Consider the following 26,623-nt stretch of genomic DNA (forward strand, 5'->3'; position numbering starts at 1 on the left):
ACCTCGCTTACTCGAACTTGGAGAAATCCGGGGCGCGCTTCTGGAAAAAGGCCTGGAAGGCTTCCATGGCCTCGGGCGAGCGCAGACGAGCACCGAAGATTTCGGCCTCATGTTTGATGGTCTCCAGCACCTGCTCATGGCTGTGACGGCGCATCAGGCGTTTGCTTTCGCGCACGGCGCTAGGTGCCAGGGTGTTGAAACGCTCGGCCACGCGGCGGGCGTGATTCACGACTTCACCAGCAGGCAGCACGGCATTGGCGATGCCGCATTCCACCGCGTCGGCGCCGGTGAAGGGGTCGCCCAGCAGCAGCTTCTCGGCCGCTCGTGCGTGGCCCATCAGGCGGGGCACGACGATGCTGGAGCCAAACTCGGGCACCAAGCCCAGACCCACAAAAGGCATGGCCAGGCGCGCGTCGTCGGCCACATAGACGAAGTCACAGTGCAGGAGCAAGGTGGTGCCGATGCCGATGGCAGCGCCGTTGACGGCGGCGATCACCGGCTTCTCGCAGTTCAGCAAAGCGCGCATGAACTGGAACACCGGGGCGTCCTCGTCCCGCGGCGGGCTGCTCATGAAGTCCTCGATGTCATTGCCCGAGGTGAAGATGCCGGGCTGGCCCTGGATCAACACGGCGCGCACGCTCTTGTCGCTATTGGCGGCGACCAAGGCATCGGCCATGGCCTGATACATCACGCGGGTCAGGGCATTCTTCTTCTCGGGGCGGGCGATCTCGATGCTGGCCACGCCGTTGACGATTGCGGTCTTGATGCTCATGGAAATATCTCCTGCGGAATGCAAACTTTGGATGCGATTGTCCCGGATGTAGAGAAGGCCTGACGCACGGGCATCAGGCCTTCCATTCAAACGCGATCTAGGCGCGCCAGATCACAGGCGTTCGATGATGCCTGCGGCACCCTGACCCGCGCCCACGCACATGGTCACCATGCCGTACTTGCCGCCGGTGCGGCGCAAGCCGTGGATGACCGAGGCCGCGCGGATAGCACCGGTGGCGCCCAGGGGGTGGCCCAGGGCGATGGCGCCGCCATTGGGGTTGACCTTGCTGCGATCCAGCACGATGCCCTTGCTGTCCAGATCGTTCAGCACGGCCAGGGACTGGGCGGCGAAGGCTTCGTTCAACTCCACCCAATCCAGATCGGCGGCCGTGATGCCGGCCAGCTTCAGAGCGGCGGGGATGGCTTCGATCGGGCCGATGCCCATGATTTCGGGCGGCACGCCACGCACGGCAAAGCTGACGAAACGCGCCAGCGGAGTCAGGCCGAAGCGCTTGACCGCGGCTTCCGAGGCCACGATCAGGGCGCCGGAGCCGTCCGAGGTCTGCGAGCTGTTGCCGGCGGTGACGCTGCCCTTGGCGGCGAACACCGGCTTCAGACGGGCCAGGCCTTCCATCGAGGTGTCGGCACGCGGGCCTTCGTCGATCTCGACGATGCGGCGGCGCTCGGAGATGGAGCCGTCCAGCAGATTGGGCGAGCGCTCGATGATCTCAAACGGCGTCATCTCGGCCTTGAAGTGGCCGGCAGCGATGGCGGCCTGGGCGCGACGATGCGACTCGACGGCAAACTCGTCTTGCGCTTCGCGGCTGATCTTCCACTGGGTGGCGACCTTCTCGGCCGTCAGGCCCATGCCGTAGGCGATGCCGATGTTCTCGTCACGCTCAAAAATCAGCGGCGACAGCGAAGGCTTGTTGCCGCCCATGGGCACCATGCTCATGGACTCGACACCGGCGGCGATCATCACCTCGGCCTCGCCCACACGGATGCGGTCGGCCGCCATCTGCAGAGCGGTGATGCCTGACGCGCAGTAACGGTTCACCGTCACACCACCCACGGTGTTAGGCAGGCCGGACAGCACGGCACCGACGCGGGCGATATTCATGCCCTGCTCGCCCTCGGGGAAGGAGCAGCCGACGATGGCGTCCTCGATGGCCTTCGGGTCAAGACCTGGCACCTGAGCCAAGGCGGCTTGGATGGCGCGCACCAGCATCTCGTCCGGACGAGTGTTCTTGTAGTAACCACGACCCGACTTGCCGATGGGCAGGCGGGTGGCGGCGCAGATATAGGCTTCTTGAACTTGTTTGCTCATGATCTTCTTTCTGGTCAGTTGGGAACAGAGCTTCTCGATTGGCTCGAAGCTCTGTCCCGCAAGGTCATTAGTTGCGGACGGGCTTACCGGTTTGCAACATGCCCATGATGCGTTCCTGGGTCTTAGGGTGTTCCAACAAGCTGCAGAAATGCTTGCGCTCCAAGGCCATCAGGTATTCCTCGTCGACCAGAGAGCCGGCCTCCACGGCACCGCCGCAGACCACGTCAGCGATCAGGCTGGCGAGGTGGAAGTCGTGGGCGCTGATGAAGCCGCCGTCACGCATATTGGCCAGCTGACCCTTGATGGTGGCGATGCCCGAACGGCCGGCCACAGCGAACTTGGCCCGCAGAGGCGCGCGGTAGCCGGAGTCGAACATGGCCTTGGCTTGCGCCGTGGCCACAAACAGCAGCTCGTCCTTATTGGGCACGACGATGTCGCTGTCCAGCAAGAAGCCGTTCTTCTTGGCTTCCAGGGCCGAGGTCGCCACCTTGGCCGTGGCTGCGGTGGTGAAGCCGTCCTTCAGGAACATGAAGATGTCAGCATTCGCGTTGCCGGCCGCTGCCATCTCGGCCGCGCGGCGGGCGATGTAGGTCAGACCACCGCCGCCGGGGATCAGGCCCACGCCCACTTCCACCAGGCCCACATAACTTTCCATGTGAGCGACACGGCGTGCGCAATGCACGGCCAGCTCGGCGCCACCGCCCAGGGCCAGACCGCGCATGGCGGCGATCACCGGCACATTGGCGTAGCGCAGGCGCAGCATCATGTCCTGCAGCTTCTTCTCTTCCGGGGCGATGCCCTTGGCGCCCTTGCTCATGAAGACGGGCATCAGGGCTTCCAGATTGGCACCGGCCGAGAACACATCGTCCGGCGACCAGATCACCAGGCCCTTATAGCCAGCTTCAGCGATTTCGACCGCCTTCAGCAGGCCATCGGTCACGGTGGGGCTGATCAGATGCAACTTGGCGGTAATCGAGGCAATGACGACTTCATTGTCCAGGGTCCAGACGCGCACTTCCTCGTTCTTGAACAGCTCGGTGCCGGCCTTCAAAGGCTCGGCTGCGCCTTCGCCAAACAGGCTTTCCGGGAAGGCCTGACGCTGGTAGACGGGCAGTTCGGCGCGAGCCTTGAACTTGCCTTCCGCCGCGCTCCAGGAACCGGCCGAGCTGTGCACGCCGCCGTTATCGGCGACCGGGCCTTCAAACACCCAGGCGGGCAGAGCGGCGCTGGACAAAGTCTTGCCGGCCGCGATGTCTTCCTTGATCCACTCGGCCACTTGCTTCCAGCCAGCTTGTTGCCACAGCTCGAAGGGGCCTTGGCTAGAGCCAAAGCCCCAGCGCATGGCGAAATCGATTTCGCGGGCGGTGTCGGCCACGGTGTCCAGATGCACGGCCACGTAGTGGAAGCTGTCGCGCAGAATGGACCACAGGAACTGGGCTTGCGGGTTGCTCGACTCACGCAGCAGCTTGATGCGCTCGGCCGCGGGCTTCTTCAACATGCGGGCGACGATCTCGTCGGCCTTCTTGCCGCCGGCCACGTACTCGCCGGTGGCGAAGTCCAGACGCTGAATGTCCTTGCCGACCTTTTTGTAGAAGCCGCCGCCGCTCTTCTGACCCAGGGCGCCCTTTTCGATCAGGGTCGCCAAGACCTTGGGCGTGGCGTACATCGAGTAGAAAGGGTCGGCCTGCAGATTGTCCTGCATGGTCTTCATCACATGGGCCATGGTGTCCAGGCCCACGACGTCGGCAGTGCGGAAGGTGCCGCTGGAGGCGCGACCCAGCTTCTTGCCGGTCAGGTCGTCCACCAGGTCCACGGAGAGGCCAAACTTCTCGGCCTCGATCATGGTGGCCATCATGCCGGCGACGCCGACCCGGTTGGCCACGAAGTTAGGCGTGTCATTGGCGCGCACAACGCCCTTGCCCACGGCGGTGGTGACGAAGCTTTCCAGCTGGTCAATCACTTCCGGACGGGTGGTGGGGGTGTTGATCAACTCCACCAGATACATGTATCGCGGCGGGTTGAAGAAGTGGATGCCGCAGAAACGTGGCTTCAATTCTTCGGGCAGCACCTCGGCCAGCTTGGTGATGGACAGGCCCGAGGTGTTGGAGGCCACGATGGCGCTAGGCGAGACGAAGGGAGCGATCTTCTTGTAGAGATCCAGCTTCCAGTCCATGCGCTCGGCGATGGCCTCGATGATGAGGTCGCAGTCCTTCAGCTGTTCCAGATGCTCTTCGTAATTTGCTTGGCTAATCAGGGCCGCATCGGCCACATCACCCAGGGGTGCGGGTTTGAGCTTCTTCAGGCCATCAATCGCCTTGGCGACGATGCCATTCTTGGGGCCTTCCTTGGCCGGCAGGTCGAACAGCACCACGGGCACTTTGACGTTGACCAGATGCGCAGCGATCTGCGCGCCCATCACGCCAGCGCCGAGCACGGCGACTTTGCGAACTTGGAATCGACTCACGAACTTCTCCCAAAAAACACTGCTTGAGAGCAAAGCCCGCAGCATGCTGCGGCGGGCTTTGCCATAAAAGAATTACTCGGCACGCACCCAGGTCTGGGTCCGACCGAACATGGGCGCGCCGACATAGCCACGCATTTCCAGTTTCTTGCCACCTTCGATGGGCTTCAGGCGCGCCTTGTAGGTCTTGCCGTTATTGGGGTCGAGGATCTCGCCGCCACCCCACAAGCCCTTGTCATCGCTGTCTTGCTTGATGCCCTTGAGGATGGTCATGCCCACGACGGGCTTGTCCTTGCGCTCGTCTGTGCATTTATCGCATTTGGCGTCTTGTTTGCTGGCGTCGAAGATTTTCTCGATCACACCCGTGAGGACGCCGCCGTTGTCGCTGATGCGAACCAGGGACTTCTCGGTCTTGCCATCGTCGTCAATGGTCTTCCACAGGCCCACCGGCGTGGCTTGCGCCATGGCGAGATTAGCGACCAGGGTCAGAGCGGCAGCGGCAAAAATTGTCTTCATGGGTGTCTCCGATATAGGTTTGGTTTGAATCCCGAGCGATGAGCACCGAAGTGCTCATCTCAACAACAAGAAATCCGACGCGAGCTTAGAACAGGGCTTCGTCCATTTCCATCAAAGGCTGCAGGCCGGCACGTGCGGTGCGGATCAGCGATGCAGTCTCGGGCAGGAGCTTCGCAAAATAGAAGCGTGCCGTCGAGAGCTTGGCGGTGTAGAACTTGTCGCCGCTGGCTTGCTTCTCCAGCGCCACCTTGGCCATGCGGGCCCAGAAGTAGGCGAAGGTCAGGTGACCGACGACACGCAGGTAGTCGACCGCTGCAGCGCCAACTTCATCGGGGTTCTGGAAGGCCTTCATGCCGATCTCGGTGGTCAGCTTGGTGACCTTATCGCCCAGATCTGCCAGCGGGTTGATGAACTCCTGCATGGCTTCATTGGTACCCTCTTCTTCGACGAAGGCGGCGATCTTTTTGCCGAACTTCTTCAGCTTGGCGCCGTTGTCCATCAGCACCTTGCGGCCCAGCAGGTCCAGGGACTGGATGGTGTTGGTGCCTTCGTAGATCATGTTGATGCGGGCGTCACGGACGAACTGCTCCATGCCCCACTCGTGGATGAAGCCGTGGCCGCCGAAGACCTGCATGCAGTGCGAGGTGGCGATCCAGCCGTTGTCGGTGATGAAGGCCTTGATGATGGGCGTCAGCAGCGCGACTTCGTCGTCGGCCTCTTTGCGCTCGTCTTCATCGTCCGAGCTCAGGGCGCGGTCCAGGGTGACGGCCACATAGGTCGACAGGGCGCGGCCGCCTTCGGCGTAAGCGCGCGCGGTCAGCAGCATCTTGCGCACATCGGGGTGCACGATGATGGGGTCGGCGGCCTTCTCTGGCGCCTTGGGGCCGGACAGGGCACGCATCTGGATGCGGTCCTTGGCGTAGGCGGCGGCGTTCTGATACGCCACTTCGGTCAGGCCCAGGGACTGGTTGCCCACGCCCAGGCGAGCGGCGTTCATCATCACGAACATGGCGGCCAAGCCCTTGTTGGGCTGCCCCACCAGGGTGCCGACGGCGTCTTCCAGCACCATCTGGCAGGTGGAGTTGGCGTGAATGCCCATCTTGTGCTCCAGGCCAGCGCAGAAGATGCCATTGCGCTGCCCCAAGCTGCCATCCGCATTCACCAGAAACTTGGGCACGACGAAGAGCGAGATGCCCTTGGAGCCTTCGGGCGCGTCCGGCAGGCGGGCCAGCACCAGATGGACGATGTTGGACACCATGTCATGCTCGCCGGCGGAGATGAAGATCTTGGCGCCGTTGATCTTGTAAGTGCCGTCACCCACAGGCTCGGCCTTGCTGCGCAGCAGGCCCAGATCGGTGCCGCAATGGGGTTCGGTCAGGCACATGGTGCCGGTCCACTCGCCGCTGGTCAGCTTGGGCAGATAGGTGGCTTTTTGCTCGGGTGTGCCGTGGGCATGCAGGGCCTCGTAGGCGCCGTGGCTCAGGCCGGGGTACATGGTCCAGGCTTGGTTGGCCGAATTGAGCATCTCGTAGAAGCTCTGGTTCACCACCAGGGGCAGGCCTTGGCCGCCGAACTCGGGGTCGCAACCCAGCGAGGGCCAGCCTCCTTCCACATACTTGGCATAGGCTTCCTTGAAGCCCTTGGGCGGACGCACTTCATGCGTGGCCTTGTCCAGGGTGCAGCCTTCGGCATCGCCGCTCAGGTTCAAGGGCGCCACCACCTCAGCCGCAAACTTGCCGCCTTCTTCCAGCACGGCATTGATGGTGTCGGCATCGATGTCGGCATGCGGGGGCAAAGCCTTCAGCTGATCCACCACATTGAGCACTTCGTGCATCACAAACTGCATGTCGCGCAGCGGTGGGTTGTATTGGGGCATGTCTTACTCCGAGTGGTTTGATGGTGACAAAAATGGGGATGGCACAAGCGTGGCTCAGCGCCGCTTCTTGGCCGTGGCGTTTTGCCGTGCCTGGGCGTCCGCCACCAAGCCTTCCGGCGTGGCATAGGACTGCACGGCGCGCTCGAAACCCAGGCCCGCACGGGCCAGGGCGCCAGGATTGCGCAGAAAACGAGCGTCATGGTGCAGAGACAGGATCAGCCCGTGCAGCTCAAAAAGAATCTGTTCGACATCGGCGTCGGCATGCAGATGGCCGGCCTTTTGCGCCAGCACAATCGCCTTGTGCAGGGCGGCATGCCAGGCGCGCACCATGGCCACGAGCGCGTCGCGCACCGGGCCCGTGCGGTCATCAAATTCGACCGCGCCACTGATGTAAATGCAGCCGGAGTCCAACTCCAGCGAGACGCGCCGCACCCAGCGCTCATACAAGGCCCGCAAACGTGGCAGGCCGCGCGGCTCGCGGATGGCGTTGAAGAACACCTCTTCCTCGAACTTGGCGTGGTACTCCATCACCACCGCGATCTGCAATTCCTCACGCGAGCCAAAATGGGCGAACACGCCGGACTTGCTCATCTTGGTCACATCGGCCAAGGCGCCGATGGATAGACCCTCCAGGCCCATATGCGAGGCCAGACCCAGGGCAGCTTCCAGAATCACCGCCCGGGTGTGCTGGCCTTTTTGCAAGGACCGCACGCTGCGCGCCGGCTTGGCCGTCGCCGCAGGGGCTGTGTTCACAGAGGTTTTGGGAGGCAAGGTCGCTGACACAGAGTTGATCCGGGGCTGGCTGGCAAAGGGCTGGGAATTGAAGCGAATGAATTCGAGGTGGCGAATAATAAAACGAACGATCGTTCTATTTTGCAGAAACTTTGCCAACTTTGTCGAGCCCGCGTGCGATTTGCGGGCTTTCTAGAGGCGCCAGCCTAGGAGGCTGTCGCCGTGCGCACCGCCTAGCCTCGGCGTCAGTGCCGAACCGAGCGCAAGACCTTTCAGTTTCGGCAGCCAAGATGACAAGTGCTTGACCGCCTCCCTGCCCCGCGCGCCGCGTGGCGGCCATGGCACAGCGGGCAAGGGAGTGACGCGTGGCTTGCAGCAAAACTTGAGTCAGTGCGCACTATTGCAGTACGCTCCCACTTGGAGGTCACAAGCTGTGGACGTGCTTCAACTGGATGTCTCTGGTCGACCGCAGGCCTGGATCACGACCCGCGAAGCGGCCGTCATCTACGCCAGCGACGGCATCGCCTGGACCCTGGGCGAGCCCTGTCAGGTGCTGCGTGGCGGCATGCAGCGTCGCACCGGCGCGCAGTCGCGCATCGAAGTCCACCCCATCGTGGCCGTGCGCGGTTCGGTCCCCAGCCGGGCTTGGCGCCAGTCCCCCGCGCTCACCAATCCCAAGCTGTTTGCCCGCGATCGCTACGTCTGCGCCTATTGCGGCCACTGCTTCCACGCCGACAACCTCACCCGCGAGCACATCCACCCCAGCTCACGCGGCGGGCGCGACAACTGGATGAACTGCATCACCGCCTGCCGCGGCTGCAATGGCCGCAAGGGCAATCGCATGCCCGAAGAGGCAAATATGAGCTTGCTCTACCTGCCCTATGTGCCCAATTTGCACGAGGACATGATTCTGCGCGGCCGCCGCATCCTGGCCGACCAGATGGAGTTTTTGCTCGCCAGCGTGCCGCGCTCCAGCCGCTTGTACACCTGACCCGACTTCAGGCTGGTTTGCGTAAGCGCTTGTAAAGAAGCGTCGCCCGGTCAACCTCGGCACAATGACAATCGTTGGGCAGCGGTCTGCCCAAGGAGAAATCGAATGCCCATCTTGATGAAAAAACTCGTTCTCAGCAGCTGTGTGGTCGCGCTCGCGGCCCTGAGCGCCTGCTCAACCAGCAGCCCCGATGTGATCAAGCGTGAAGACGCGCAGCGCATGTCGCAAATCCAGGACGCGACCGTGCTGTCCGTTCGGCCGGTGACGGTGGACGGCAGCCAAAGCGGCATCGGTGCGGTGGCCGGTGGCGTGGTGGGCGCGGTGGCCGGCTCCTCGGTGGGCGGGCGCCGTGAAGGCCAGATCGCTGGCGTGCTTGGCGCCGTGGCCGGTGCCGTGGTCGGCAATGCGGTGGAACGCAACACCACCCGCGAGGAAGCCGTCGAGGTCATCGTGCAGCTGCGCAATGGCGAACGCCGCTCGGTGGTTCAGGCCAAGGGCAATGAGAACCTCAACCCAGGCGAGGCCGTCATCCTGGTGACCACGGGCGGCAAGACCCGGGTCAGCCGTGCCCCCGCCATCACCGCCCCCAGCAGCGCTGCCTCGGCCAATAACTGAGTTTGACCACGGGCTGGCGCAATGCCAGCCCGACGGGCGCCGTGCAATGCGGCCGCCCTGCTGAGCTCAAGCTCAGTCTTAGCAGGGATTGCACCTGCGGCCTTTTCCAAGCGCCTACTTTGTCAAGATGACAAAAGCCGGAGTCTCGCCTCCTGGTGGCCAAATGCAAATCTTGCCAAAGCGCTATCGCCTACAAACAACAATGCACTAACGCCCGACTCATACTGAGCCAAAGCGTTAAGTCTTGGGCGTTGAAATTCCACCAATGTCGGCGTTAGCTTGCTAAATTAGGCCCTTATCCAAGCATCACTGACTGTGCGGTTAGTGAAACTGGTGTTCTCAAGTCCTGATACCCATGCCGACCGGCTGATTGCGGTCGTGCCTGTCTTAGAAAGGCAGTGGATGAGTCGCCAAACGGGAGGAGCCTTTGGGCATTGCAGTCAGTCCAACGCGTTCGATCAAGCGGAGCGTCAGCCCTCGCGCCGAGCAGTTTTTGACCTTCATCAAGAGGCAAGGCGGCTTGAGCAAGCGCAGTACCGCGCTCGGCCTTCGGCGGAGCCAGGGCGGGGGGGCTATTGCCTCGACAAGGGTGCCCGCCCTCGCGGCCTCCCTCGGACACTTCTAGCCAGCCCACAGCCATGAGCTCGCAAGCCCGCCCCCCCAAAACCACGGCCCCTGTCGCTACAGCTGCGGCTACGACAGGCGTGGCGACCACGGCGGACGTTCCGCCCACAGGTGTCGGTGTCATGACCGAGGCCGTGGTCCCCGTCTGGACCCGACAGTTGGCGGCTATTCAGCACACGGTGCAAGGCGGTACCGTGGAATTGCTCACCAGCGTGGCCAGCATCCTGGGCTTGCAAGATCAACTCAGTGCCGAGCTCAAGAACTTGCCGCCCGATGCGCCGTTTGCCCAGGCCTTGAAGCAACTCAACGACGAATTCCAACAGCAATGCGAACACGCTTTGATGGCCCTGCAGTTTGGCGACCGGGTCGTGCAGATGGTCGACATCCTCTACCAGGACACCGAACGATTTGCGCTCGAACTGCCTGGCATGCAAGACGCCAGCCCGGCCGAGGCCGAGGCTTGGCTGAATGCCCTGGAATCCCGCTACACCACCGACGAACAGCGCCAGTTCCATCGCGGCGAGGAAGCCAAGCCGCCGCAGGACAACGTCGAATTTTTCTAGATCCAGCCCTATCTCTGACCCTTAGAACAGCAAGAGGACACCATGAGCAAAACCATTCTGGTCATCGATGACTCCGGGAGCTTCCGCACCGTGGTCAAACTGGCGCTGCAAAAGGCCGGCTACACCGTCATCGAAGCCGTCGATGGCCAGGACGCTGTAGGCAAGCTGACCGGAGCCAAGATCAATCTGATCGTGTGCGATGTCAATATGCCCAATATGGACGGCCTGACTTTTCTGCGCCATGTGAAGACGGTGGCGGCCTACAAGTTCACGCCGGTGATCATGCTGACCACCGAGTCGCAAGAAGCCAAGAAGGCCGAGGGCCGAGCGGCTGGCGCCAAGGCCTGGATCACCAAACCCTTCCAGCCATCGCAGCTGGTAGACGCGGTCAATCGACTCTGCGTCTGAAGGCAGGTCGGGCCTGAACACACAGGCCCGCCGCCTGAACCCTTCTTTGCAAAGTCGCGCGCCAGCGTCTGGCGCCTAACGTTCTTGGAGGTCTTTAGATGGCCGAAACGAATGCCGAGTTGTTTTCTCTGACCATGGGGCCGGAGATGACTATTTCGCAAGCCGCCGACATCCACGGTCTGTTGCTGGAAACCGTGGGCCGCCTCAATGGCGGTTTGAGCCTGGACCTGAGCGCGGTCAGCGACTTTGACAGCACCGGAATCCAACTGCTGCTGGCCACGCACAAAACCATGCAGGAGCGAGCCGCCGAGTTCAGATTGCACGAGCCCAGCAAGGTCGTGCTCTCCGCCCTCCAATGCTATGGCCTGGACGCGAATCTGCAGTCCCTCGGCCAAGCGAGTGCAAGCGAGGACTGAATCCATGTCAATGAATGACGAAGATGCAGAAATCCTAGCGGTCGCCCGGGCCGGCTTCTTGGACGAGGCGCAGGAGATGCTGCGCCAGTTCGAGCAAGGACTGCTGGTCCTGGAAGAAGACCCCAGCGATTCGGAAAGCCTCAACTCCGCCTTCCGCGCCGCTCACACCATCAAGGGTACGGCCGGCATGTTTGGCTGCGAGGCGGTGGTGACCTTCACCCACGAAGCCGAAACCCTGCTGGAAGCTTTGCGCTCGGGCACTCGCCAGCTCGATGAAGATGTGGTGGCTGCCCTGCTAGAAAGCCGCGACCAAATCGAACTGCTGTTGGGCGAGGTGCAAAGCGGTGAGGAAGACCCGGGCGTCAAGGCCAGCAGCGAAGCCCTGGCGGCCCGCTTGCGCGCCCTCCTGGGCGCAGAAGAGGCGGCCAGCGCTCCGGCGGCGGCCGCGGCCAGCAAAGCCCCTGTGCAGAGCGCCCAGGCCGAGCCAGAAGACAGCGGCGGCGATGCCTGCTGGCATCTGTCCTTGCGCTTCGGTCACGACGCCTTGCGCAACGGCCTGGACCCTTTGGCTTTTCTGCGCTACCTGGCCACCCTGGGCGAGATCAAGGCCTTGCGCAGCCAAGTCCAGGCCATACCCAATCTGGACGAGCTGGACGCCGAGGCCTGCTATCTGGGCTTTGAGCTGCGCTTCGATTCCAAGGCCAAGCGTGAAGACATCGAGCGCGTGTTCGAGTTCGCGCTCGAAGACAGCGATGTGCAGATCTTCGAGCCCGGCACCGCGCCCGCTGCTTTTGAAGAACTCGCCACCCGCCGCTGCGGTGACGATGCCGAGGCTCGCGCCGCCCTCTTCCAATGCTGGCACGAGATGGGCATGCGCTTCAAGGTGCGGCTTGAGGTCGCGGCCGTCCCCGAGGCCGAAGCACCCCAAGTCATTCCGCATATCGAGCGCCGGGTGGGCCCGGCCGAAGAAGGCAAGACCCAAAAGCGCAATGACCGCCGCAGCGGCGAGGGCGAGCGCCGCGAAGGTGGGCGCGACCGCCGGGCCGGTGACGAAACCCGCTTTGTACGGGTGCGCGCCGACAAGCTGGACAAGCTGATCGACCTGATCGGCGAGCTGGTGATCGCCGGCTCGGGCGCCCAGATGATTGCCCATCAGGAAGGCTCGGCTGTACTGGTCGAAGCCACCCAGCGGGTGATGGATCTGGTGCAGGAAACCCGTGACGGCACGCTGGCCCTGCGCATGGTGCCGATTGGCGAGACCTTTGGCCGCTTCCAGCGCGTGGTCCGCGATGTCTCCAAACAGCTGGGCAAGGAAGTCGATCTGGTGGTTACCGGCGGTGACACCGAGCTGGACAAGTCCATGGTGGACTCCATCGCCGATCCGCTGATGCATCTGGTTCGCAACAGCATGGACCATGGCCTGGAAACCCAGGAAGGCCGCATCGCAGCCGGCAAACCGCCGATGGGCCGCCTGGCACTGAACGCCTATCACGATGCCGGTGCGGTGGTGATCGAGGTCAGCGACGACGGCCGCGGCCTGGCGCGCGAACGCATTCTGGCCAAGGCGGTGGAGCGCGGCCTGATTGCCGAGGGTCAGGTCTTGCCCGACCACGAGGTCTGGCAGCTGATCTTCCATGCCGGCTTCTCCACCGCCGAGCAGGTCACCGACCTTTCCGGCCGAGGCGTGGGCATGGACGTGGTCAAACGCAATATCGAGGCCTTGCGCGGCACCATCGCGCTGACCAGCGAGGTCGGCAAAGGCACGCTGACCCAGATCCGCCTGCCGCTGACCCTGGCCATGATCGATGGCTTCCTGACCATGGTGGGTGGCGTCAACTATGTGTTGCCCTTGTCGGCGGTGGCCGAGTGCATCGATGTGCCGGCCGAGTGCGCAACGCAGGGCGAACGGGTCAGCGGCACTTTCGATCTGCGCGGCGAGGTGCTGCCCTGGCTGGATCTGGCCCGTTTTTACGGCATCACGCCAGACACCTCGCGCAGACGCAGCGTGGTGGTGGTGCGCGACGGCCAAACCCGAGTGGGTCTGATCGTGGATCGCCTGCTGGGCGAGCACCAGACGGTGATCAAACCACTCTCAGCCATCTTCCAGCATCTGAAAGCCTTGGCGGGTTCCACCATCCTTGGCTCCGGTGACGTGGCCCTGCTGCTCGACGTCTCCGGCCTGCTGAACGCTGCGGTCCGCAATGGCCAGCAGGTTCGCCAGATCGGCACGGCCGCCTTCGCTCACGCCGCCCTCAAATCCTGAACGCAAAAAACTTCACAGGGTCAAACGTTATGAACAGTCTTCTTCGCAACATCAAACTCTGGCAAAAATTTGTACTCATCGGTTTGGTGGGCTTTGTATTGGCCATCATCCCTGCCTCCCAGCTATTGCGAGGCTTGTTGGGCGATTTGAGCTTTGTGAAGACCGAGCTGACGGGCTTGCAGCCCATCAAGGAGGTACAAAAGTTGGCTCGCGCCCTGCAAGCGCATCGCAGCTACGCCACGCTGAGCCTGTCGGGCCAGCAAGGCAGCGAGGCGGAGCGGGTCCGAGCGCGCGATCTGGTGCGCACCGAGCTGGGCAAGGTGAGCGAGCTGCTGGCCAACCCACAGTTCAGCAAGGCGGCCGGCCGACTCAAGGACACGGCCAACGGCTTTGAACAAGTGGTCAAGGCCTTGGAGTCCGGCCAACTGCCCTTGAAGGACCTCTTGCAGCGCCATGCGCTGCTGCTGCAAAACACTTTGGAGGCGACGCTGGACATCGCCGACGCCTCCGGCCTGATCTTTGAGCCTGACGCCTCCACCTACTATCTGGTGACGGTGGGTTCAGACTTCATGCCCACCACGCTGGAGAACCTCTCGCTGGCCCAGGCCCAGGGCGCGGCCCTGCTCGGCAACAAGGACGGTGCCAGCGAGGCCCGGATGTTGATTGCCGCCTCACTGAACAGCGCCGCCCAGCAGCTCGGTCGCACCTCGACCCAGCTGGAAAATGCCATCAATCTGGAGCCCGCGCTGAAAGACAGCTTGGCCGCCCCGCTCAAGGCCGGCTTGGACAGCCTTGCCGCCTTTGACAAGCTGGCCCGCAATGAGCTGGTGCTCAACGACAAGCCCAGCCTGAATGTGGCCGAATTCCAGAATCGGGCCAATAGCACCATCGAGGCTCAGTACAAGCTGATGGACCAGACCCAGGATGCGCTGGCTCAGGCCCTGGAGCAAAGAGCGGCCTCGGTGCAACGCAAGGTCTGGACCGAGGCCGGCTTGTTCCTCTTGCTGATCGCTGTAGCGGTAGGTCTGATGATTGCTATCGTGCGCTCGGTCACCCGCCCACTGAGCAGCGCGATATCTGCCGCTGAAGCAGTGACCCAGGGTGACCTGAACTACCGCATCGAAGACAAGGGCCAGGACGAGGCCGCCCTGCTGCTGCAAAAGCTCGCCGCCATGCAAGGGAATCTGCGCGACCGTGCAGCCAGCGATGCCGCTGCATTGGCGGAATCCAGCCGGGTCAAACAGGCCTTGGACCGCTGCTCAACCAATGTGATGATTGCCGGCGCCGACGCCCATATCGTCTATATGAACAGCTCGGTGCTGAGCATGATGCAGCGCAATGAAGACGAGCTGCGCAAGGTCTTGCCGCAGTTCGATTCGAAGCGGCTGATCGGCCAGAACATCGATATCTTCCATAAGAACCCCTCGCACCAACGAAATCTGTTGGCGGGGCTCAACGGCGAGTACAAAACTCAGATCAAGGTGGGTTCCCTCACCTTCTCGCTGATCGCGAACCCCATCATTGACGCACAGAACCAGCGTCTGGGTACCGTGGTCGAATGGCGCGACGTGACTCAAGAACTGGCCGCCCGCGAACGCGAACTGCAACTGACCGCAGAAACCTCGCGGGTCAAGCAAGCGCTGGACATTTGCTCGACCAACGTCATGATTGCCGATCCTGACGGCAACATCATTTACAACAACGGCTCGGTGGCGCAGATGATGCAGCGCAACGAGGCCGAACTGCGCAAGGTCTTGCCGCAATTCGACGCGCGCCGCATCGTCGGCTCCAACTTCGACCAGTTCCACCGTAACCCCGGTCATCAACGCAATCTGCTGGGCGGCCTGAAGAGCGAGTACAGGACCGAGATCAAGGTCAGCAACCTCACCTTCTCTCTGATCGCCAACCCGATCTTCGACGCACAGCAACAACGTTTGGGCACGGTCGTGGAGTGGAAGGATCGCAGCGCAGAAGTGGCGGCTGAACAAGAGGTCAGCACCATGGTGGACGGCGCCACCCAAGGTGACTTCGCCAACCGCATCGCGCTTGAAGGCAAGGAACCCTTCTTCCGCATGTTGGGCGAGAAGTTCAATGCCTTGGTTGAAACCGTCAGCGGCACCATCCGCGAGGTGCGCGCGGCAGCCGATCAACTGAGCAGCGCCTCGGATCAGGTCTCGCAGACCTCGCAATCGCTCTCGCATTCGGCCTCGCAACAAGCCGCCAGCGTTGAGCAGACCACCGCTTCTCTGCAAGAAATGGCCTCCTCGGTGAAACAAAACGCCGACAGCGCCAATGTCACCGACGGCATGGCCACCAAGGCAGCCAAGGAAGCCATGGATGGCGGCGCGGCCGTGGGCACCACGGTCAATGCCATGAAGTCCATCGCGACCAAGATCTCCATCATCGACGACATCGCCTACCAGACCAATCTGCTCGCCCTCAACGCCGCCATCGAAGCCGCTCGTGCCGGAGAGCACGGCAAGGGCTTTGCGGTGGTCGCTGCCGAGGTTCGCAAACTGGCCGAACGCAGCCAGGTGGCGGCGCAAGAAATCGGCACCCTGGCCGGCTCCAGCGTGCAGATGGCCGAGAAGGCCGGCCAGCTTCTCAACAATATGGTGCCCTCCATCCAGAAGACCTCCGAGTTGGTGCAGGAGATTTCGGCCGCCTCAGGCGAACAGTCCGAGGGCGTGTCGCAGATCACCGCGGCCATGAACCATCTGTCCACCGCGACCCAGCAGACCGCCTCGGCCTCCGAACAGCTGTCGGCCACGGCCGAGGAGTTGTCGGCCCAAGCCTCGCAGCTGCAAGAGCAAATGGCCTTCTTCCGCTTGGCCGATGACCATGACTCGGGCGGCTCTCGAGCTCGCCCCGGCAAGCATCGCTAAACCCTCAGAAAAGCCCCCAAGCCTCCCCGATCTGAAAGCCCGCCATGCGCACTAATTTGCCCGTCACCCAACAGGAATTCCTGCTCAGGGAGGGCATGACCATCGTGTCACGCACCGACCTGAAAGGCCGCATCACCTATATCAACGACGACTTTCTTGAGGCCAGCGGCTTCGCGGAAGCCGAGCTGATCGGTCAGCCTCACAACATCGTCCGCCACCCGGACATGCCCGAGGAGGCTTATGCGGATATGTGGTCGGTGCTCAAGGGCGGGCGCCCCTGGACGGGCATCGTCAAGAACCGTTGCAAGAACGGCGACCACTACTGGGTGGTGGCCAATGCCACGCCGGTCAAGGAAGGTGATTCGGTGGTGGGCTATATGTCGGTGCGCACCCGGCCGACCCGCGATCAGGTGGCCGCGGCCGAAGGCCTGTACCGCCGCTTCAAAGAAGGCAAGGCCGCCGGCTGGATCATCCGGGACGGCCAAGGCATCAAGACCGGCTTGCTGGACAGCCTGAGGCAGTTCTCCGCCAGCCTGGGCCTGGCCAGCAAGTCCGGCATGGCCGCGCTATTGCTGGCCGCGGGCGCCCTGCTGCTTGGCTATGCCCTGCCGGCGTCCAACTGGCAGTTGGCGGGCCCGGGCCTGCTGGCGGCTTTGCTCGGCGCCTGGGGCCTGTTCGCCATCAACAAGCGCCTGCGCAACACCCTCGAGGTGGCCGGTGCCCAGTTTGAAATGTTTGGCCAGGGCCGCTTCGACGGCGTGGTGAAGACCGAGGGCCGGGACGAGCTGGCGCGCATGATGCTCGCCCTCAAGCGGGTGCAGACGCGATTGGGCTTCGAGTTTGCCGACACCCGCAAGCGTGCAGAAGAAGCCGAACGCATACGCCAAGCCCTGGATGTGGCCGCCACCAACATCATGGTGGCCGATGTGGGCTACAACATCATTTACGGCAATGCCTCGCTCAAGGCAATGTTGAGCAATGCGGAGGAAGACATCCGCAAGGATCTGCCGCGCTTCAGCGCCGCCACCGTCATCGGCAGCAATGTGGACGTGTTCCACAAAAATCCCGCGCACCAGCGCACCATGCTGGATCGCCTGAGCAGCGCCCACACCACCCGCCTGACACTGGGCGGCCGCCGCTTCGACCTGATCGTCAACCCGGTGCTGGTCGAGGGCAAGCGCCTGGGCACGGTAGTGGAATGGAAGGATATGACGGCCGAGCTGGCCGCGGCCGAACGCGAGCAAATGCTCGCAGCCGATAACGCGCGCATCCGCAGCGCGCTCGATGTGGCGGCCATGCCTGTGCGTATCTCCGACGATCGCGGCCTGATCGTCTACGCCAACGAAGCCTTGCTGAACATCTTGCGCCGCGACGAGGCCGCTTTCCGGGCCGAGTTGCCCACCTTCGATGCCCGCCAGGTGATAGGCGGCTCCATCGGCATGTTCTACAAAGATGCAGCGGCGGCGGTGCAACGCATGTTGAATCTGCAGGAGACCACCAATGCCTCCATGGTCCTGGGCGGCCGTAACTACGACGTCACCACCTCTCCCATTCGGGATGCCGCGGGCCGCCTGATCGGCACCGTCGGTCAGTGGCAGGACCGCACCGAGCAACTGGCCGCCGAGCAAGAGTTCGACGCCCTGGCCACGGCCGCCAGCGGTGGCGATCTGAGCCAGCGCATCCCCACGGCGGACAAGACCGGCTTCTTCAAACAGATTGGCGACAAGTTCAACGAGCTGATCGAAACCGTCAGCGGCACCATCCGCGAGGTGCGGGCTGCGGCCGAGCAATTGAGCAGTGCCTCGGACCAGGTCTCGCAGACCTCGCAGTCGCTCTCGCACTCGGCCTCGCAACAGGCCGCCAGCGTGGAGCAGACGACGGCCTCCCTGCAAGAAATGGCCTCATCGGTCAGACAAAACGCCGACAGCGCCAACATCACCGACGGCATGGCCACCAAGGCCGCCAATGAGGCCCAGGAGGGTGGCGAGGCGGTCAGCCAGACGGCCGACGCGATGAAATCCATCGCCACCAAGATTTCCATCATCGACGACATCGCCTACCAGACCAATCTGCTGGCCCTCAATGCCGCCATCGAAGCGGCGCGCGCGGGCGAGCATGGCAAGGGCTTTGCCGTGGTGGCCGCCGAGGTGCGCAAGCTGGCCGAGCGTAGCCAGGTGGCGGCCCAGGAAATTGGCGCCCTGGCCGGCTCCAGCGTGCAGATGGCCGAGAAGGCGGGCGCCTTGCTGGGCAATATGGTGCCCTCCATCCAGAAGACCTCGGAGCTGGTGCAGGAGATCTCCGCTGCCTCAGGTGAGCAGTCGCAAGGCGTGAGCCAGATCACCACGGCGATGAACCATCTCTCCACCACCACGCAACAAACCGCCTCCGCCTCCGAACAGCTCTCGGCCACGGCCGAGGAGCTGTCGGCCCAAGCCGCGCAATTGCAAGAGCAGATGGCCTTCTTCCAATTGGCCGATGACAAACCCTCTGGCGGCGCGCGCAGCAGCGGCGCCACCCTGCATGGCCAGGCCCGCTCGCATGCCGCCCCCAGAAGCTCGGGCGCAAGCAGCGGCAGCGGTGGCAGCGTCAACGCGACCCGGGCCAATTACGAGGCCAATCAGCAGCGCAGCGCCGCGGCCCCGCAGTTCAAGCCACCCGCCGCGAGCAGCAAGCCGCGTGGCGGCGGCAGCGTGGCCGGCGAGATCGACGAGTCCTATTTCAAACGCTTTTAAGGAGCAGCCATGAGCACAGGACATGGCGCCCCAGCGGACATCCTGCTCAGCGCAATCGCCGAGCACGCCAAGGACGGCCCGATGCAGCAGCTGTTGCGACTGGCCGTGGGCCGCGAGACCCTGGTCATCCCCATCGAGGTGGTGCGGGAGATTTTGGAAGTTGGCCGCATGACGCCGCTGCCGCAAACCCCGCCCTTTGTGCGCGGGGTGATGAATCTGCGTGGCGCAGTCGTGCCGGTGGTCGACCTGGGCGCACGCTTCGGCCTGGGGATCACCGAGCTCGGTCGGCGCACCGCCATCATCGTGGTGGAGGCCAAGGGCGATGACGACTACGACCGCCTGATCGCAGGCGTGCTGGTCGACGCCGTCTACGAGGTGCTGGAGGTGGACAGCAAGCGCATCGAACCGGCGCCCAGTCTGGGCGTGGCCATCTCGCCGGAGTTCCTGGCCGGCATGGTCAATGTGCGGGGCAGCTACGCAGCCTTGCTGAATCTGGACCAGGTGCTTTCACCGGCCGCCCTGTCGGCGCTAATGGCCGCACCTCAACCCGCCTGAGCCCAGTCCATCGCCACACACCATGAGCAATCTCTCACCCCAGTCATTCACAGCAATTACCGATTTATTTCATCGGATCTCAGGCATCCGCCTCACCGAAGCCAAGCATGCCCTGGTGCAAAGCCGGCTGCAAAAGCTGGCGACCGACTCCGGCGAGCCCGATCTGAACGTCTTTGTGCAGAAGATGGTGCGCGGCCAGATGCCCGAGGACATGCTGGTCAGCGTGGTGGACAAACTCACCACCAACGAGACCTACTTCTTCCGCGAGCCGGCCCACTTCGAGGACCTGGCCCGACGTGCCGGCGCGCATCGCGGCGGGGGCGAGTTCCTGGTCTGGAGCGGCGCCTCCTCCTCCGGCGAGGAGGCCTACAGCATCGCCATGGTGCTGGCCGACAAACTCGGCACAGCGCCCTGGACCATTCACGGCACCGATCTGTCCACCACGGTGGTGGAGAGCGCACGCCAAGGCCTCTACCCCATGGAGCGAGCGCGCAATACCAGCAAGGACTATCTGCGCCGCTTCTGCCTGCGCGGCGAAGGCCCTTATGAGGGTCAACTTCTCATCATGAAAGAGCTGCGCTCAAGGGTGAAGTTCCAGTGCGCCAACCTGATGCAACCGCTGCCAGCTCTGCCCATGTTTGACGTTATTTTTCTGCGCAATGTGCTGATCTACTTTGACGCACCGGCCAAACGTGCCATCGTGGAGCGCGTGATCGAGCGGCTCAAGCCCGAGGGCGTGCTCTATCCCGGCCATGCCGAATCGCTGGCTGCCTTGGACCTTCCACTCAAGGCCATCGCCCCGGCGATTTACCAACACGCTTGAAGAACCCAGGGTGAAGCCCATGAACAGGCCTTTCAGCAATCTACCGCCACCACGCCTCCCGCCATTGAGCGAGGTGCAGAAGACCATGAACCTGATGCCCGGCCAATGGCATTTTGGCCAGGGCGCGATGCTGCGCACCTTGCTGGGCTCCTGCGTTGCCATCACGCTCTGGCATCCGGCCAAGAAATGGGGCGGCATGTGCCATTTCCTCCTGCCCTCGCGCAGCAATCGCGGCGGTGCCGCACTCGATGGCCGTTATGGCGATGAGGCCATTGAGATGCTGGTGCAGTCCATCAAACGCACCGGCACCAAGCCCGGCGACTATCTGGCTCATCTCTACGGCGGCGCCGACACCATGCCCGACGGCATGAACGTCAAGTTCAATGTCGGCCAGCGCAATATCGAACAGGGCTGGGCCTTGATCGACCAGCATGGTTTCCAGCTGCAAGACGTTGATGTGGGCGACAACGTGCCACGCACCGTGTCCCTGGATCTGCCTAGCGGCAAGGTCGAGGTCAAACGCGGCAAGGCCAATAAGTGATCTGAAGCAAAACCTAGCAAAAATTCGGGAGCGAGCCCATGAGTGAAGCCCTTCGTGTTGCCGTGATCGACGACTCTGCCGTTGTCCGCAAACACCTGACCGGTCTGCTAGAAGCCGCCGGTATCAAGGTCATCATGACCGCCAGCGATCCGCTGTTCGCCTGGCCCAAGCTGGAGTCCAACTGGCCCGATGTCATCGTGCTCGATGTAGAAATGCCGCGCATGGACGGCATCAGCTTTCTGCGCCAGCTGATGCGTGACCACCCCATGCCGGTGGTGATGTGCTCCACCCTCACCGAAGCCGGTTGCGAAACCACCATGCAGGCCTTGGCGGCCGGTGCCGTAGGCTTTGTCACCAAGCCCAAGATCGGTCTGCGCGACTTTCTGGAAGACCCCGGCAATGGCCTGGTAGGCATGGTGCGAGCTGCCGCCAAGTCCAATGTGCGGGCCTTGCCCATCGCCTCGAGCGAACCCGGTCAGGCCGGCCAGCCGGGCAGCCGGCCCAAGGCGCCTTTCAACCCGGCCGCCTTCGCCAGCAATCTGGCCATGGCGGAAACCACCGATCGCGTCATCGCTTTCGGTAGTTCAACCGGCGGCGTGCAGACGATTGAAGCGGTGCTCAAGCAATTGCCCCGCACCATGCCCGGCATCGTGCTGGTGCAACACATGCCGGAAAAATTCACCCAGTCTTTTGCCGCCCGCTTGAATTCCATGACCGATCTGGAGGTGATGGAGGCCAAGGACGGCGACCGGGTCATCAACGGCCGCGTGCTGGTGGCGCCCGGCGGCAAGCATATGCAGCTCAAACGCAGCGGCGCCCAATACGTGGTGGAAGTAAGGGACGGCCCCTTGGTCAACCACCACAAGCCCTCGGTGGATGTGCTGTTCAAATCGGTGGCGCAATGCGCGGGCCGCAACGCCATCGGCGCCATCTTCACCGGCATGGGAGATGACGGGGCGCGTGGTCTGCTGGAAATGCGCAAGGCTGGTGCCACCACCCTGGCCCAAGATGAGGCCAGCTGCGTGGTTTACGGCATGCCCAAGGCGGCGGCGGAATTGGGCGCGGCACAGCACATCGTCTCATTGACGGCCGCACCTGCAGCCCTCATCAAGCTCAGCGGCGTGGCGGGCTGATTGGCGCGCTTTTCAGATTTCCCGGACGCATAAAGGCGTATTCGGGCCTAGCGCCGGGCCGCTCCCAAGCCGGCCCGCCTTGGCAACGCCAAGCGTTGCCGGCTCCTAGGGGGACCGGCTGGGCTTGCCCGCGTTCAGCGCGGCAAAACCGGACGAGGGGCTCACATTCGCTTTAGCGAATCACCTTGCCAATCACCTTCATCAACTCCAGCGGGCTGAAGGGTTTGATCAGGTATTCATCGGCACCGGCCTTCAAGCCGGCTTGGCGGTCGCTATCTTGACCGCGCGCGGTCAGCAAGATCACCTTGGTGCGCTTGAGGCCGGGGTCAGACTTCACCCGCTGGCAAACCTGCAAACCATTGAGGCCGCCGGGCATCATCACGTCGAGCAAGATCAGATCGGGCCGGAAGCTACCGGCCTTGCGCAAACCCTCGTCGCCATTGGGCGACTCTTCGATCTCGTAGTCATCGAACTCCAGCGTTACGCGGATGAGTTCTCGAATTTCCTCTTGGTCTTCAACGATAAGAATTTTCTTCACGATGGCTACCCCTGAAGGCATTTAGTAACGCTACGCCATGATGCCTCAGCCCAGGCGCGCGGTGTACAAATTTGCATCAGGAAAACGCGTCCTATGCACGCAAAAACAGACGGAATTGCCTAGCGTTTATGCGTCAAGAACGCGATGATTGAGCCGAAGTAACGATGTGAGCCCCCGGCATAGGCCGGAGCGCCACTCCAAGCCATAACGTCGATTTGCATCGACCCAAGCACAGAGTGCCGACGATGACTTTCGCTGAACCTAGAGGATGCTCCGTTGCATGAATACTCATCCCGCTCTTCTCAACAGCAACAAGAGTCAGGACATCACCATCTTGCTGGTGGTACTGGTCAACGCAGTTCTTGCGATCGGCCTGGGCTATTACAACCAGGCGCTGCCCCTGGCGCTCAAGGTCGCATTGCCCGGTCTTTTGCTGGCCGGGCTTAGCTATCGCTACGCGGGCGGGCGCATCACCAGCCGTCTGGTTTTGGCAACGGTCTTGGTCGCCCTGGTCGCGTTGCAACTGCAGCTCACCCAAGGTGCCACCAATATCCACGCCAATGTCTATGTGAGCCTGTGCCTGATGCTGTTCTACGGCGATTGGATGGTGATTGCCTATATGGGTGGCTTGCTGGGTCTGCATCATCTGGGCTTTCAAGCGCTCAGCTCCGCGCAAATGCCTTTGTATGTGCATGCCGCGACCGGGCGCTGGGGCCAGTTGGCCGATCTGGGTTTTCTGGTCGTGCTGAGCGCCTTCCTGATCCAAGGCGCACGCCAGATGCAGGTGCGGGCGAATGAACGCTTCGAGCTGGAGTTTCTGGTCAATGCCATGGGCAAGGACGGCCCCATCCGCCTGAACTTGGATTCGATCCGTACCAGCTCCAAGGTCGGTGGCCGCCTGAAGGACGTGCAAAGCCGCATGTCCTCCGCCCTGCGACTGGTGCGCGAGGCCACCTTCAGCGTGCACGGGGCGGCCGAGGAAGTTGGCGCCACCAGTACCGAGCTGCTCTCACGCACCGACAAGACCGCCAACGGCCTGAAAGACGCGGCCATGAGCCTGGAGCAGATCACCATGATCGTGCAGGCCAGCGCTCGCGCTTCCAAAGAGGCGCTGGACATGTCCCACGCCTCCTCGGCCATGGCCATCAAAGGCGGTGATGTGGTGTCGCAGATGGTGGCCGCCATGCAGGAGATCGATCAGTCCTCCCGCCGCATCACCGACATCATCTCGGTGATCGACATGATTGCCTTCCAGACCAATATCCTGGCCCTGAACGCGGCGGTGGAAGCGGCCCGTGCCGGTGAGCAAGGCCGCGGTTTTGCGGTGGTGGCCGGCGAGGTCCGCCGCCTGGCGGGTCGTTCGGCCGAGGCCGCCAAAGAGATCAAGACCTTGATCGCGGCCTCGCTGGAAACGGTGGAGCGGGGCGCCAAGCTTGCCGATGTGGCGGGCGACACCATGGTCGATCTGGTCAGCTCGGTCAAACGGGTGGGTGAGGTCTTCAACAATCTGACGGCCGACAACTCCGAGCACGCGCAAGGCCTGGAAGTGGTGGCCGCCTCGGTCAAGGAGTTGGACGAGGTGACGAGGCAGAACGTCCATGTGGCGGAGCGTTCCGGCGAGATTGCCCATGAGCTGCTGGGTCAGTCGGTGGCCCTGGCCGAGGTGCTCAGCACCTTCCGCCTGGGCGACGACTCAGCCGTCACCGAGTTCCTCAAATCGGCCCGCGCCGCCGTCGAAGCCGCTGCCAATGTACGCAACGATATGGCCTCCCGCGCCAGCTCGGCCAGCGCCGAATCCAGCAGCGGCTCCAATATCGACTTCTTCTAAAACGGCGTCATGCGCCCCTGGAACACTTTTTTACACACTGTGTCGCGACCGCGACGAAGTGCGTTTGGCGCGAAAAAGCAGGGACTTCACCGAGTAACAGAGGGAAATAAAGTTCGGCTCTCGGTTTAAAGTGCCGGGCTGAGGCTCGGCATGACCGGGCGCTTTGTGCACTATCCATTCAATTCGGAATCTTGTTGCCCGCGATGATTTGAGATTGGTGCCGGGGCGCCCGTCCGCTGGAGCCGCCCTCAAACCATCGCAAGCCCGAGAGACCCCGTGGAACCCACCTTGGCCGAGCCACCTCAGTCCGCCCTGTCCGGCGTCGCCCGCATGCTTGTCCATGCGGGCAAGATGCAGCACAAGCAGGCCGAGGACCTGATGCGCCAGGCGCGCGAGAAAAAGCTCAGCTTCGTGAACGCCGTCATCAGCGCCGGCGTGGTGAGTTCTTCTGATCTGGCCCACACCTTGTCTGCCGCCCTGGCCGTGCCCCTGCTGGACCTGGCCGCCATGGATGCCCAGCGCATGCCGCGCGACATCGTTGACGCCAAGCTGGCCAATCAATATCAAATCGTGGTCTTGGGGCGCCGCGGCAGCCGCCTCTTCATCGGCGGTGCCGACCCCACCGATCAAGACGTGGTGGAGCGCATCAAGTTCGCCACCCAGCTGACGCCGGAATGGGTGATCGTCGAGCATGACAAGCTGACCCGCATGCTGCAAGGCTCGGCGGCCAGTGCGGCCGAGGCGCTGGAGTCCATGTCGGGCGGCGACTTCGACTTCGACATCGCCGAGGAAGACGCCGCCCCGCAGCAAGAAGCGGCCGAGTTGGCCGATGTGGAAGACGCACCGGTCGTGCGCTTCCTGCAAAAAATGTTGGTGGACGCCATCAATATGCGCGCCTCCGACCTGCATTTCGAGCCCTATGAATACCACTACCGAGTGCGCTTTCGGGTCGATGGTGAGCTGCGCGAGATCACCCAACCCCCCATCGCCATCAAGGACAAACTGGCCTCGCGCATCAAGGTCTTGTCCCGCCTGGACATCGCCGAGCGTCGGGTACCGCAAGACGGGCGCATGAAGCTCAAGTTCGGGGCCAAGGCCATCGACTTCCGCATCAGCACCTTGCCCACCTTGTTCGGCGAGAAGATCGTGATCCGTATTCTTGACCCCTCCTCGGCCAAGCTGGGCATCGACGCCCTGGGTTACGAGAAGATAGAGAAAGAGCGCCTGCTGGCCGCCATCTCCCGGCCCTACGGCATGGTGCTGGTGACAGGCCCCACCGGATCGGGCAAGACGGTGTCGCTCTACACCTGCTTGAACATCCTCAACCAGCCGGGCGTCAATATCTCCACCGTCGAGGACCCGGCCGAAATCAACCTGCCCGGCATCAACCAGGTCAATGTCAATGACAAGGCGGGCCTTAGTTTCTCGGCCGCCCTGAAGTCTTTCCTGCGTCAGGATCCCGACATCATCATGGTCGGTGAGATCCGTGACCTGGAAACGGCCGACATCGCCATCAAGGCGGCCCAGACCGGCCATATGGTGATGTCCACCCTGCACACCAATGACGCCCCCAAGACGCTCAGCCGCCTCTTGAATATGGGTGTGGCGCCTTTCAATATCGCCTCCAGCGTCTTGCTCATCACGGCCCAGCGCCTGGTGCGCCGCCTGTGCGAGAACTGCAAGGCGCCAGCCGACTACCCCCGCGAGGCTTTACTTCGCGCCGGTTTTGTCGAAGAAGAGCTGGATGGGAGCTGGAAACAGTACCGCGCCGTGGGCTGCTCCAACTGCAATAACGGCTACCGCGGCCGCGTCGGGCTCTACCAAGTCATGCCGATTACCGAAGCCATACAACGCATCATCCTGGCCGAAGGTTCGGCCATGGATATCGCGGTGCAGGCCAAGCTTGATGGCGTGCGCGACTTGCGCCAGTTTGGCCTGGTCAAGGTCAAGCTTGGGGTGACGACGCTGGAAGAAGTCCTGGCCGCAACCAATGAATAGTTCGGGCCGCACCCTGATGTGCGCCCC

The 26,623-nt window shown here is 62.9% G+C and carries 21 protein-coding genes; 14 read left to right on the plus strand and 7 right to left on the minus strand.

Going from position 1 to position 26,623, the window contains the following annotated elements; all coding sequences use genetic code 11:
- Positions 1-7: 7 nt before the first annotated feature.
- From DBR47_RS05090 to DBR47_RS05115, 6 genes are all read right to left on the minus strand, one after another.
- Positions 8-772, minus strand: coding sequence for an enoyl-CoA hydratase (locus tag DBR47_RS05090; RefSeq protein WP_124447572.1), 765 nt, complete (start codon positions 770-772; stop codon positions 8-10).
- A gap of 111 nt (positions 773-883) precedes the next feature.
- Complete coding sequence (locus DBR47_RS05095) at positions 884-2,098, minus strand: acetyl-CoA C-acyltransferase (RefSeq protein WP_197046876.1); 1,215 nt, start codon at positions 2,096-2,098, stop codon at positions 884-886.
- Positions 2,099-2,165: 67 nt separating this feature from the next.
- The gene (locus DBR47_RS05100; RefSeq protein WP_124447576.1) at positions 2,166-4,562 is read right to left on the minus strand and encodes a 3-hydroxyacyl-CoA dehydrogenase/enoyl-CoA hydratase family protein; all 2,397 of its coding nucleotides are present in this window, start codon (positions 4,560-4,562) and stop codon (positions 2,166-2,168) included.
- A gap of 72 nt (positions 4,563-4,634) precedes the next feature.
- Positions 4,635-5,075 (minus strand): DUF2147 domain-containing protein, encoded by a 441-nt coding sequence (locus DBR47_RS05105; RefSeq protein WP_124447578.1) that lies wholly within the window; start codon positions 5,073-5,075, stop codon positions 4,635-4,637.
- Positions 5,076-5,160: 85 nt separating this feature from the next.
- Positions 5,161-6,951 carry an acyl-CoA dehydrogenase C-terminal domain-containing protein gene (locus tag DBR47_RS05110; protein WP_124447580.1) on the minus strand — a complete coding sequence of 597 codons (1,791 nt, stop codon included), beginning with the start codon at positions 6,949-6,951 and terminating at the stop codon, positions 5,161-5,163.
- A 54-nt stretch (positions 6,952-7,005) separates the two neighbouring features.
- Positions 7,006-7,704 (minus strand): TetR/AcrR family transcriptional regulator, encoded by a 699-nt coding sequence (locus DBR47_RS05115; protein WP_231512129.1) that lies wholly within the window; start codon positions 7,702-7,704, stop codon positions 7,006-7,008.
- Between the two features lie 412 nt (positions 7,705-8,116).
- On the opposite strand from DBR47_RS05115, the gene DBR47_RS05120 reads away from it, so the two are divergent.
- From DBR47_RS05120 to DBR47_RS05175, 12 genes are all read left to right on the plus strand, one after another.
- The gene (locus DBR47_RS05120) at positions 8,117-8,674 is read left to right on the plus strand and encodes an HNH endonuclease (protein WP_124447582.1); all 558 of its coding nucleotides are present in this window, start codon (positions 8,117-8,119) and stop codon (positions 8,672-8,674) included.
- 117 nt (positions 8,675-8,791) lie between these two features.
- Positions 8,792-9,289: a glycine zipper 2TM domain-containing protein gene (locus tag DBR47_RS05125; RefSeq protein WP_124447584.1), complete on the plus strand. Its 498-nt coding sequence runs from the start codon at positions 8,792-8,794 to the stop codon at positions 9,287-9,289.
- Positions 9,290-9,927: 638 nt separating this feature from the next.
- Positions 9,928-10,476 carry a hypothetical protein gene (locus DBR47_RS05130; RefSeq protein ID WP_124447586.1) on the plus strand — a complete coding sequence of 183 codons (549 nt, stop codon included), beginning with the start codon at positions 9,928-9,930 and terminating at the stop codon, positions 10,474-10,476.
- A gap of 42 nt (positions 10,477-10,518) precedes the next feature.
- Positions 10,519-10,884: a response regulator gene (locus tag DBR47_RS05135; protein ID WP_124447589.1), complete on the plus strand. Its 366-nt coding sequence runs from the start codon at positions 10,519-10,521 to the stop codon at positions 10,882-10,884.
- Positions 10,885-10,982: 98 nt separating this feature from the next.
- Positions 10,983-11,300, plus strand: a complete 318-nt coding sequence (locus DBR47_RS05140) for an STAS domain-containing protein (protein WP_124447591.1) — start codon at positions 10,983-10,985, stop codon at positions 11,298-11,300.
- 4 nt (positions 11,301-11,304) lie between these two features.
- A complete protein-coding gene (locus DBR47_RS05145; RefSeq protein WP_231512130.1) occupies positions 11,305-13,563 on the plus strand; it encodes a chemotaxis protein CheA in 2,259 nt (752 codons plus the stop codon).
- A 29-nt stretch (positions 13,564-13,592) separates the two neighbouring features.
- A complete protein-coding gene (locus DBR47_RS05150) occupies positions 13,593-16,448 on the plus strand; it encodes a methyl-accepting chemotaxis protein (protein ID WP_124447592.1) in 2,856 nt (951 codons plus the stop codon).
- Between the two features lie 44 nt (positions 16,449-16,492).
- Positions 16,493-19,180 carry a methyl-accepting chemotaxis protein gene (locus DBR47_RS25435; RefSeq protein ID WP_124447594.1) on the plus strand — a complete coding sequence of 896 codons (2,688 nt, stop codon included), beginning with the start codon at positions 16,493-16,495 and terminating at the stop codon, positions 19,178-19,180.
- Between the two features lie 9 nt (positions 19,181-19,189).
- On the plus strand, positions 19,190-19,735 hold the full coding sequence (locus DBR47_RS05160; RefSeq protein ID WP_124447596.1) for a chemotaxis protein CheW: 546 nt from the start codon (positions 19,190-19,192) through the stop codon (positions 19,733-19,735).
- A 22-nt stretch (positions 19,736-19,757) separates the two neighbouring features.
- Positions 19,758-20,558 (plus strand): protein-glutamate O-methyltransferase CheR, encoded by an 801-nt coding sequence (locus tag DBR47_RS05165; protein ID WP_124447598.1) that lies wholly within the window; start codon positions 19,758-19,760, stop codon positions 20,556-20,558.
- A 19-nt stretch (positions 20,559-20,577) separates the two neighbouring features.
- Positions 20,578-21,099, plus strand: a complete 522-nt coding sequence (locus DBR47_RS05170; protein WP_231512131.1) for a chemotaxis protein CheD — start codon at positions 20,578-20,580, stop codon at positions 21,097-21,099.
- Positions 21,100-21,137: 38 nt separating this feature from the next.
- On the plus strand, positions 21,138-22,232 hold the full coding sequence (locus tag DBR47_RS05175) for a chemotaxis response regulator protein-glutamate methylesterase (RefSeq protein ID WP_124447600.1): 1,095 nt from the start codon (positions 21,138-21,140) through the stop codon (positions 22,230-22,232).
- Positions 22,233-22,404: 172 nt separating this feature from the next.
- On the opposite strand, the gene DBR47_RS05180 is transcribed toward DBR47_RS05175, so the two are convergent.
- Positions 22,405-22,770, minus strand: a complete 366-nt coding sequence (locus DBR47_RS05180) for a response regulator transcription factor (RefSeq protein WP_124447602.1) — start codon at positions 22,768-22,770, stop codon at positions 22,405-22,407.
- Between the two features lie 280 nt (positions 22,771-23,050).
- Here DBR47_RS05180 and DBR47_RS05185 point away from each other — a divergent pair, with 280 nt between their 5' ends.
- Entirely contained in the window at positions 23,051-24,598 is a 1,548-nt protein-coding gene (locus DBR47_RS05185) for a methyl-accepting chemotaxis protein (RefSeq protein ID WP_197046877.1), read from the plus strand.
- A 330-nt stretch (positions 24,599-24,928) separates the two neighbouring features.
- Complete coding sequence (gene pilB, locus DBR47_RS05190) at positions 24,929-26,596, plus strand: type IV-A pilus assembly ATPase PilB (RefSeq protein ID WP_124447743.1); 1,668 nt, start codon at positions 24,929-24,931, stop codon at positions 26,594-26,596.
- Positions 26,597-26,623 lie beyond the last annotated feature (27 nt).

This window comes from Paucibacter sp. KBW04, from assembly GCF_003852425.1.
In the GTDB taxonomy this organism is placed as follows: domain Bacteria; phylum Pseudomonadota; class Gammaproteobacteria; order Burkholderiales; family Burkholderiaceae_C; genus Paucibacter_A.